The 9,115-nt window shown below is 61.8% G+C and carries 9 protein-coding genes; 4 read left to right on the forward strand and 5 right to left on the reverse strand.

Going from position 1 to position 9,115, the window contains the following annotated elements; genetic code table 11:
- The 3 genes from ABT24_RS14700 to ABT24_RS14710 form a co-directional block, all read right to left on the reverse strand.
- A partial coding sequence (locus tag ABT24_RS14700; RefSeq protein ID WP_286738152.1) for an ArdC family protein occupies positions 1-2,079 on the reverse strand: 2,079 nt, incomplete at its 3' end.
- Positions 2,072-2,224, reverse strand: a complete 153-nt coding sequence (locus ABT24_RS14705) for a hypothetical protein (RefSeq protein ID WP_156054245.1) — start codon at positions 2,222-2,224, stop codon at positions 2,072-2,074. The genes ABT24_RS14700 and ABT24_RS14705, both read right to left, overlap by 8 nt.
- 77 nt (positions 2,225-2,301) lie before the next feature.
- A complete protein-coding gene (locus ABT24_RS14710) occupies positions 2,302-4,842 on the reverse strand; it encodes an LPD7 domain-containing protein (RefSeq protein ID WP_156054244.1) in 2,541 nt (846 codons plus the stop codon).
- A gap of 92 nt (positions 4,843-4,934) precedes the next feature.
- On the opposite strand from ABT24_RS14710, the gene ABT24_RS14715 reads away from it, so the two are divergent.
- Positions 4,935-5,258: a type II toxin-antitoxin system RelE/ParE family toxin gene (locus ABT24_RS14715; protein ID WP_156054243.1), complete on the forward strand. Its 324-nt coding sequence runs from the start codon at positions 4,935-4,937 to the stop codon at positions 5,256-5,258.
- Positions 5,255-5,566, forward strand: a complete 312-nt coding sequence (locus tag ABT24_RS14720; protein WP_156054242.1) for an addiction module antidote protein — start codon at positions 5,255-5,257, stop codon at positions 5,564-5,566. The genes ABT24_RS14715 and ABT24_RS14720 overlap by 4 nt, the downstream gene beginning before the upstream one ends.
- A 12-nt stretch (positions 5,567-5,578) precedes the next feature.
- On the opposite strand, the gene trbB is transcribed toward ABT24_RS14720, so the two are convergent.
- Positions 5,579-6,532 carry a P-type conjugative transfer ATPase TrbB gene (gene trbB / locus ABT24_RS14725; RefSeq protein ID WP_156054241.1) on the reverse strand — a complete coding sequence of 318 codons (954 nt, stop codon included), beginning with the start codon at positions 6,530-6,532 and terminating at the stop codon, positions 5,579-5,581.
- A complete protein-coding gene (locus ABT24_RS14730) occupies positions 6,529-6,768 on the reverse strand; it encodes a hypothetical protein (RefSeq protein ID WP_156054240.1) in 240 nt (79 codons plus the stop codon). The genes trbB and ABT24_RS14730 overlap by 4 nt, the downstream gene beginning before the upstream one ends.
- Positions 6,769-7,503: 735 nt before the next feature.
- Between ABT24_RS14730 and ABT24_RS14735 the strand changes: the two genes are divergently transcribed.
- Both ABT24_RS14735 and ABT24_RS14740 read left to right on the forward strand, forming a co-directional pair.
- A complete protein-coding gene (locus ABT24_RS14735; protein ID WP_276730563.1) occupies positions 7,504-7,935 on the forward strand; it encodes a hypothetical protein in 432 nt (143 codons plus the stop codon).
- A gap of 100 nt (positions 7,936-8,035) precedes the next feature.
- Positions 8,036-9,115 (forward strand): TIR domain-containing protein (locus tag ABT24_RS14740; RefSeq protein WP_286738158.1); only part of this gene is annotated, 1,080 nt, incomplete at its 3' end.

Below are 9,115 nucleotides of genomic sequence, written 5' to 3' on the forward strand. Positions count from 1 at the left end.
GCGGGGTTCCTCGATCACCGGCGCGAACTTCTTCTGGAGATCGGGGTATTCGTCGAGCACACGGGCGGACGGCATGGATTTCTGCAGAAACTCGGGGGTGTCCAGCTGATTGCCGTAGAGCGCGTTGTTGACTTCACGCTTGTGCACCTGACGCAGGGCACCCCCTGCGGTCGGCCCATCGGCGAAACCCAGCGATTTGCCGTTGGCCATCGTGTCGCTGAACGCTTCCCATTCCCGCCCGTGGTTGGGGCCGAGCTTTCGCACGGTGGCAACCTGGGCGAACTCGGCGAAGGTCATTTCGTGGGGCGGTTTCGTTGGAAGGGCTTGCGTCTCGCCCTTGCCACGAATGGATGTCACACCCAGACTCTTGCCGTGCTCGGTCATCAGCCGCTCTTTGGCCGCATTGTCGAGTTCGGTCACAGCCTGCGCCGGAGGCAGTCCAGCCTCGACGGGAACAGCAATGTCTTCCCAGCCGTGCGCCATCACGAATCCATCAGGCGCGGTTTTGACGGAAAGGATTTTTTCGGCGACGGTCTGTCCGCGCGTGAACTCGCCGCCCTTGTTCCTGTCCTTATCCAGCAGGAAGGTCTTTTCATACGAGCCATGCGGGGTCTGCTTCCAGCCGCTGGATTCCAGCGCTTCGTGCATCGTGGGCGGCTTTTTCGTGGAATCGGTCTTGCCCTGTTGCGCTTCGGCGTTGATGGCCTGCTCCGGGTCTTTGACCTTCAGTGACAGCGCGGTCGCCACAATTTCGTCACCCTCCCAATAGGTCATGTGACGGCGGGTTCCCGTGTCCAGGTTCTGTTCCGTGGTGGTCGTCGTCCCGGCGGGATTACGCTCCACGGTCAGCACACGCGACATGCGATTTTTCTCCATGTCCACCAGATCGATCCCCGGTCTGATCTGGTCGGGGTTGATGAGTGTCAGCCCTGCTCCAAGGGCGGACGGCTCAGCCGCGCGCATCGCCGCATCGACCGAAGCCTGGCGTTCCTGCGTGATCTGCAGCGCCTGCTCCTTGTCCAGCACATAGTCCACGGCCTTGCCCGCTTCGGCTGCGGCCCGGAAGATTTCGTTCTTGTCGTTCTTGAGCGCCTTGGCCCAATCCTGAACGTAGGCGGCGTGGCGTTCGGGGTCATACGGGATGCCGGTCTGTGCGGCGGCGAACAGGCTGAACATCTCGGCGCGCAGTTCTTCCTTGGCGTAGCCTTCGGAGCCGAAGCGGTGTCCGCCGGTGATGCCTTCGCGATTCAGACGGTGTGCGGCGCCGGTGGCATGGCCGATCTCATGCAACAAGGTGCCGTAGTAGCGCGCCGCGCCCTGCTCGTTGCCCAGCTCGGAATTGAAGGCGCCACGCGGAGGAAGCACCACCTGGTCGCGTTTGGGCGAATAGAAGGCATGCTCGGGATGCTCGCCGTAACTGAGACCATCGCGCGCCATGGCGGCCTTGAGGGACTCGCCGCGCGCCACGGGGTCGAAGTCGGGCGCGGGCGCCAGGGCCTCCAGCTTCAGCCCCTCGCACTGTGCGACGTTGAACACGGTGTGAACGCGGGAGGTCCAGGTGTCGAGCTCGCGCGCCTTGTCCCAGCTCAGGTGTTGTGGGCCTTGGTCGGTGTGGCGCTGCACGCGCAGATCGGCGGTCTTGACGTGCAGGGTGGCTTCCTTCTCGGTCGGCATGCCGACCTCTGCCCTGCCGTTCTTCTCGCCGAACACTTTCACGCGCATGCCGTTGAGCGTGAAGCTGATGTCCTTGCGCTGATAGAAGGGCTGCTCTTTCCACAGTTCGACGGGCAGGCCGTGTTCGCCTTTTTTGACGCGTCCGCCCAGGGCGTTGATCTGCTTGACGGTGCCGTAGAGCGGATCGGCGTAGCCGCGGTCGACCTGCTCCAGCATCAGCATGAGGCGGTTGCCGCCGCGGTACTCCCTGCCGGTTTCCATATTGCGCGGCAAGCCGGTTCGCAGCGCGGCCCAGGGCTTGTTCCAGGGGATCTGGCCCTGCTCCAGCGTTTGGACGAGTTTGTTGGTGAGTTCCTGGCGCAGATCGCGCGGCGGCTTGGCCTGGTCGGGTTTGGTCTCAGCCATGATCGGCCTCCGTTTGCACGTCGTCTTCGAACTCGGCGCCGAGCGCTTCGGCCGTGGCGCGGTCGGGGACGGAGAGGGACTCGAATTCGGCCGTGTCGCCATCTGGGGCGGCGGACGGGGTTTCGGGGGTTTGCGGTGTTTGCATGACGAACTCCTGTGATGGATCGAGCCGGGCGTCAATGCGACGCCCTGTCCTGACTCTGCGGGGTGGGGACAGGAGGCTCAGCCGCCCAGCCCCATGTCCCGGCTGGGTTGCCGGGAGCGTGGTCTGACGGGGGCGCGCTGCGGGGCTTCGGGTTCGCGTTCTTCGGCGCGCTCTTCGGCCCGCTCGTGGGCGACGATCTCGCGTTCGACGGCCTTGTCCTGCGCCTTGTCTTCGGTGCGTTCTTGCTTCTCTTCCTGCGCTTCGCGTTTTTTCAGTTCCTCCTCGATGTTGCGGGTGCGCAGTTGTTGCTGAAGCTGCTCGCGCTCGGTTTCGATCTTGGCCCACATGCGCTCGGTCACCTGCTGGCCCAGCGGGGTGAGGCGATCCTGGTCGTCGATCAGACGGGTCTGTTCATCGTGACCCTGCAACCGGGTGCGTTGATCCGGGGTGAGGGGCTGGTAGCGCGAGGCGCGGTCGATGGCGTCGAAGCCGTGGATGTCGAGCTTCGCCAGCAGGGCTTCGGCCTGCAGGGCTTTTGTGTCCACGGCGTAGGTGCGGCCATCGCCGCCGCGCTCGGGGCGGGCGGACTCGATGGCGCCCTGCCCGACCGCCGGGGCGGTGAGTCGGGTGTCGGCGCCCAGTTCTTCGCTCTGCAGGGTTTGCAAGCGACCGAGCTGCCAGGTCTGCTGCAGTTCAGGGTTCTGGACTTTGAGGCCCATGCGCCCGGCGATTTCGGCGGCGCGTTCCTGGAATTCGCGGCTGCCGGTGAACTGCAGGCCTTTGTCCATGTCGTACTTCTGCTCGGCCAGGCGCAGGGCCGACTCGATCTCGCGGTCATCGACGTGGTAGAGATCGACACGCTCGCCCCGGTCGGTCATCACCTTCTCGCCGTCGCGGGCGTAGTGCACAGCTTTGGGCGGGCCGTCCTCGATGTCGTGGGTCAGGCCGTCGAGGACTTCGGACTCGAGGGCGGCCACGCGGCGGCCGCGGATGCTTTCCTGCGAAGGGTCGCGGGTTTTTTCTTGTTCGAGCAGACGGGCGGCGATGGGGTCGTGCTCGGCGCGCGGTTCCAGGAACTCACGCAGGGTCGGCGGTAGAGGCAGGCTGCTGGCCAGGGTTTTGCGCTGCGCCGCCTGGGTTTTTTGCAAATGCTCGATCTGCTTGGCGGATTCAAACGCATGCACATCGAGGTCGCCGCCGCTCTTGAGGGTTTCGGCGCGTTGCTGGGCCAGGGTGGAGAACAGAGACTCCCGCGCGGCTTGCTGCTGGGCGTTCAAGTCCTGCCAGGCCTTGGCGCGCTGTTCGCGAGCGGGCTGGGCGGATTCGCGCCAGGCATTCAGCAACGCGGCTTCTTCTTTTTGTGCGTCGCTGACCTCCGTCTCCTTTTGCTGTGGTTGTGGCTTCGGCTCCTGTTCGGACTCGACTCGCTCCAGAGCGGCGTTGAGATCGGCGAACTCCGTTCGCTGCGCGGTCACGGCTTGCTGGACGGGGACGGGTTCATCGGAGGGGATGTGCGGCGTCGGTTCGGTTTCGGCTTGTGGTTCCATCGATTGCTCCTGCTTGAGATGGGGAATGGGGGGCTTGGGCTGTCGCCCTTGCCCAGTGGGTGGCGCGAGGCTGGGATGGCTGCGCTGGAAGGTCCACGGCGGGACGGCGCGATCCAGGGTGTTGCGGATCGATTCCGGCCCGCTGTCGCGGAGTTGGTCGCGCGCGTCGTAGCCGGGGGGCGTGACGCCGTTGGGTTTTTCTGGAAGGGCGATGGTTGTGCGCGCGCCGCCGAGGATGCGGGCGGCTTTGAGGGCATTGATTTGCCCTTTGCGTGCGGCGCGCTCGCCGTCGTTGTCGGCGTAGAGGGTCACGCGGCCCTGCACCTGCTCGTGCAGGGTGCGGGCCACCTCGGGCAGGTTCTGCGCCGAGAGGGCGGCGATGACGGGCAGTCCTGTGGCCTGATGGAGGGCCAGCGCCGTGCCGATGCCCTCGCACATCACGATATGGGGGGCGGTTTTGGCGGTCTCGAAGGCGCGAAGCGGGGCTTCAGCGTCCTGGCCGTCGATGGGGATGACGGCAAAGGCGCCCTGTGTGGGCGTGCCGGCGACGAAGCGCTTGTCGGCGGACTGGCCCGGCGCCGCCCAGGCGATGCGCTGCATGCCGACCCATTCGGGCTCGCCGTCGGTGAGTTTGAGCATGGGCACGAGCAGCTGCGCGCTGTGCTGCCGCAGTCCCGCCGTGGGCAGTGCGGGGTTTTGCAGGTAGGGGAAGTTGCACGGCTCGTGGCTGGCTTCCCAGCGCGTCAGGCTGTCGGTGAGGGCGGCCTTTTGGCGCTCGGCCTGTTGCTGCAGCCAGGCGGTGCGTTCGGCCTGGGCCTTTTGTTGTTCTTCGGGCGTGCTCTCGCGCGCCAGTTCCGGGCGGAAGGCGATGGGTTTGCCATCGGCCTTGAAGTTCGTCACCCAGCCGGTGCCGTCGTCCCGCAGAAGGTAGGCGGCGTCGTTCCTGCCATTGGGTCGGTCGCCGACATCGGCGCGGTGGATGCGGCCATCGACCTGCAGACGCTGCGGGTCGATGTGCACATCGTGCAGGCGGGCGAAATCGAGAAACGGGGTAAGTTGCGTCGTGTCCATGCCCTGACTCTGCAGGGTGGGGACAGATGCCCTCCAAGACAAAGCGCAGGATCTTCCTTGTGCCCTTATCGTTTATAAACGACAATGTCATCATGTTCACCGTTCGGCACTACCTCACCGAAGACGAGCGCGACCCGTTTCAGGAGTGGTTGAAGAAGCTCCGCGACCCGATTGCAAAAGGCCAGGTGGTCAAGCGCGTGGGCCGGATCGAGGCGGGCAACTTTGGCGATCACAAACCCTGCCGAGAAGGTGTGTGGGAGCTGCGGATCGACCAAGGCCCCGGCTACCGCGTCTATTACGCGATGGCCGGGGCGGTCGTGGTGCTGCTGCTGTGCGGCGGTGACAAAGGCACCCAGGACGCCGACATCGAGCGCGCCATTGGGTATTGGAAAGACTGGCAACGGAGATCAGCATGAAGGATCGAAGCCATGACGAAGCGATGGCCGAGCTGTTCAAGGAAGACCCGGCTTTTGCGGCCGAGTATCTGAACCAGCTTCTCCAGGATGGAGAGCCGTCTGATCTGCTGGTGGCGCTGCGCCAAATGGCGCAAGCGCGCGGTGGCGTGCGCGCCATCGCCAAGCAGACGGAGCTAAACGCCAATCAGCTCTATCGAACGCTGTCGGCCCAGGGCAACCCGGAGCTGCGCAGCCTGTCAGCGGTTCTCAAGACGATGGGCCTGCGCCTGGCAGTGCAGCCGATCAAGTCGAACCACGCTCACCATTGACGTGAGGCAGCATCAGGCGACGCGCTCGACGTGGAACCCGCCGCCGCTGGCCGACCAGCCGCGCACAGCCGCAACCTCCTCGACTTTGCGGCCATCGGCGGTGCGCTTGATGGGCACGACCACATTCACCGCTTCGGCGATGAGTTCGGGGTTGGGGGGAACGCCAGCCTCCTGGATGAGCTGGCCGATGCGGATGAGCGCCGCGCTGGCGTCATTCGCATGCACCGTGCCGACGCCGCCGGGGTGACCGGTGTTCCAGGCTTTGAGCAAAGCCAGGGCGCTGCCGTCGCGCACTTCGCCGACGACGATGCGGTCTGGCCGCAGGCGCATGGTGGCGCGCAGCAGCCGGGTCATGTCGGTGTTATCGCTGGTGCGCAGAAACACGACGTTCTCGGCATTGACCTGCAGCTCGCGGGTGTCTTCGATGACGACGATGCGGTGCTCACCATCGAGCCGGGCCACGGCATCGAGGATGGCGTTGGCAAGGGTCGTTTTTCCGGTGCCGGTGCCGCCGCACACCAGCAGGTTGTGCCGGGTGGCCACGGCCTGCTCGATGGCCTGCTTCTGCGCCGAGGTCATGATGCCCTTGTCCACGTAGTCGGACAGGGTGAAGATCAGTGTCGCCTTCTTGCGCAGGGCGAAGCTGGCGCGCTCGACGAGCGGGGGGATGAGGGCTTCGAAGCGGCTGCCGTCCAGCGGCAGCTCACATTCGAGGATGGGTTGCTGCGGCGTCACCACGGTATCGAGCATGGCCGCCACCGTGTTCACGATGGTCAGCGCCCGCACGGCGTCGATACGGCCGGTCTGCTGCATGCCCTCTCCCAGTCGATCCACCCAGAGCGTGCCGTCGGGGTTGAGCATGATTTCGACGACCTGGGGATCTTCGAGCGGGGTGAGGATGTCCGCGCCCATGGCCCGGCGCAGGGCTTCGGACTGGCGGGCGTGGGTGAGCTGCTGCGCGCTCACTCCTGCTCCTCGGCACCGGGCTGATCTTCGGGTTCGGTAGCCGTCACGTCGATGGGGCGCACGCCGTTGCCGGCCAGCTCCAGGATGTCGTCCTGGCTGGCCGGGCGGGTGTGTTCAAGGGTGGACTCGGTGAGGGATCGGATCAGGCCTTTGGCCGCGCCGCGCAGGGTGAATGCGCGCACGAGATAGTCTTTTCCGCCAAAGCCGACGACGTAGAGTTTTCCGGGGGTTGCCATGACTGCTCCAGGGTTGCGGCGCCAGACGTTGGCGCCCTGCCCTGACTCTGCGGGGTGGGGACGGAAGGGGAATCAGCGCGCGTGTTGCGAGTCTCTGCAAGGTCGCCTCCCAGACAGGGTGGAGTAGCTCAGGCAGACTTTTCCTCCAGACTGCGTAGTCTGATCAAACCCGCCAGTCGTTCTGATCCAAAGCCGCCACTGGCACCAGTGTATCGATCGGCCTACGCGGCACGCTGGACTTGGGGCCGATCCGCCCGACCGGGAGACCGGTCCTCGGCCTGAGCGGACATTGGGCGCTGCCAGTGGCGATGGCGGCAATGGTGTGGTCAGCAGCCACCGGCAACGTCGGCCTCTGGGATTGCGGCTTTCAGCGCCATCGCACCGGCTCCTTCGACCGGGTGCAGCCTTCCGGCCTCAGCCTCCGAACCGATCACACCGAACATAGGTATTCTGGTTCACAATCTAGCCAATGATTGACACGGCGCCTTCAATCTGAAGGCTATAGGGCGGGTACGGGTTGCGCTCCTACTCTTGATGCCAGGGCTTGTGGCGTGACAAGATGGGGCGCCGGGTTTCATGGCTTTTTATCTTTGAATGCAGGCGAGGCACAAGCCGGCAAGTCCATGATGCACTTGCGTTTTCTGAGGATTCGCGTGACCAGAATATTCCGCACCACCCAGCTTATCCGACATGATCTGCGGAATACATTACATTATCCATTCCATAGGAAGGAACATGGCGAAAGACTACAACTATAAAGTCCTGATTTCGCGTTTGGGCGAAGCTATAAAGGATGAGTTTTTCCTTGAAGCCAGTTGGCTCGCGTATGCAATCCTTGAAGATCGACTTGTTTCGGCACTTGACGAAACTGGCGGTGCAGTCACAACAACAGGGAGGCCTATACGCATGTTGGGACCCAAACTTGGTGAAATTAAAGCAAGGCAACAAAGCGTACTAAATTTACGCAAAGCGTTCTTTGGTGACATGCTTGACAGACTGGATGCTTGGAAGGATCAGCGCAACGATCTTATGCATGCCATGGCAGACGAGTCAAAATCAATCTCGGAGATAGATCAGCTCGCCCAAGATGTTGCTATCTCTGGCCGAGACCTTGTCCGTGATTTTTGTGCCGCATGTCGGCGTTTGAAGAGATTCAATAGAGGTTAGCGGACTCTCAAATAGCCAACACTATACTCAACCCGGACGCCCTACATGCCTCTTTGCGGCGTTCCGATCGTCAGTTAGCTTCACGTTGGGCATCAAGACCATGAACGATCAGAGTACACATCGAGTCTTTATCAGCTATGCAACTCCCGATCGTGATCGAGTGATTCCCTATTACAATTGGCTAAGGGAGAGGGGTTTAGATGCGTGGATTGATTGCCGCTCTATAAGACCCGGCCAGAATTGGGACTTCGAGATAAAAAGGGCGCTGGACAAGAGCAGCTTTGTGGTCGCCTTCATTTCTAGCAACTCTTACAACCGTCGCGGATACGTTCAACGAGAGCTGAAGATCGCACTGGATAACTTGTTAGAAAAACTGGTTGACGACATTTACATCGTCACCGTTATTCTTGACGACGATGTTGGAATTCCTGAGCAGCTTAAAGGTATTCAGTGCATTTCTGGTTCTGATGTCCAATGTAAAGAAAAAATATCGGACGCGATTACTTATCAGCTTGGGCGTCTTGGGGTGCAGGTCGATCAGACTCAGCGGAAGCAAGATATCTATTGGACGTCTAAGACGCTGCGAGAATCTTGGGATGGTTTGCCAGGGTACGAGTTTGAAGCCCAGCTTTTATCCTTCACCTCCGATACTTACCCCAATGCTTATCAAATTGGCGATTACCTGCAAGGCAGAATGCTTGACCAGCTATTCCGGCATCGTCTAAATAAGCTGTCCCAAATATCGGACTTTTACAATTACGGACAAGAAAAATTTAGCCGAACCAATACATACGACGCTCATTGTGGCACGCCTAAGCTAAAGGGCCGAGTGATATCTGTACAGTACGCCGTCCATTGGTACGGTGCGGGTGCTGCGCATTCAAACTTCCACTTTGAAACTCATGTGTTTTCGCTTGATCCACGGGCACGGAGGCCTACTCTAGAAAGTATGTTCTCAGAGCCTTCTAAAGCACTTTCGATAATTCAGGACGCGATTAGGAAGCAGCTGAAATCAGAGCTTCCTCTCAAAACGGAAGCCAATCATAATTTTGGAACTGACTGGATAGAGAGGGGTACGGATAAGTGGGAAGACTTCAGCGCCTTTGTGCTTGCTGAGGACAGCATCGACTTAATGTTTGCGCCTTATCAGGTCGCTTCCTATGCAGAAGGAGCTAAGTTT

This window comes from Thiomonas sp. SCN 64-16, assembly GCF_001725585.1.
GTDB lineage: Bacteria > Pseudomonadota > Gammaproteobacteria > Burkholderiales > Burkholderiaceae_C > Thiomonas > Thiomonas arsenitoxydans.

Excerpts from the sequence above, each read along its gene's own strand:
- ABT24_RS14735 (WP_276730563.1), top strand. The coding sequence starts at position 7,504 with ATGGCGAAAGACTACAACTATAAAGTCCTGATTTCGCGTTTGGGCGAA.
- ABT24_RS14710 (WP_156054244.1), bottom strand. The coding sequence starts at position 4,842 with ATGGACACGACGCAACTTACCCCGTTTCTCGATTTCGCCCGCCTGCAC.
- ABT24_RS14720 (WP_156054242.1), top strand. The coding sequence starts at position 5,255 with ATGAAGGATCGAAGCCATGACGAAGCGATGGCCGAGCTGTTCAAGGAA.
- ABT24_RS14715 (WP_156054243.1), top strand. The coding sequence starts at position 4,935 with ATGTTCACCGTTCGGCACTACCTCACCGAAGACGAGCGCGACCCGTTT.
- ABT24_RS14705 (WP_156054245.1), bottom strand. The coding sequence starts at position 2,224 with ATGCAAACACCGCAAACCCCCGAAACCCCGTCCGCCGCCCCAGATGGC.
- ABT24_RS14730 (WP_156054240.1), bottom strand. The coding sequence starts at position 6,768 with ATGGCAACCCCCGGAAAACTCTACGTCGTCGGCTTTGGCGGAAAAGAC.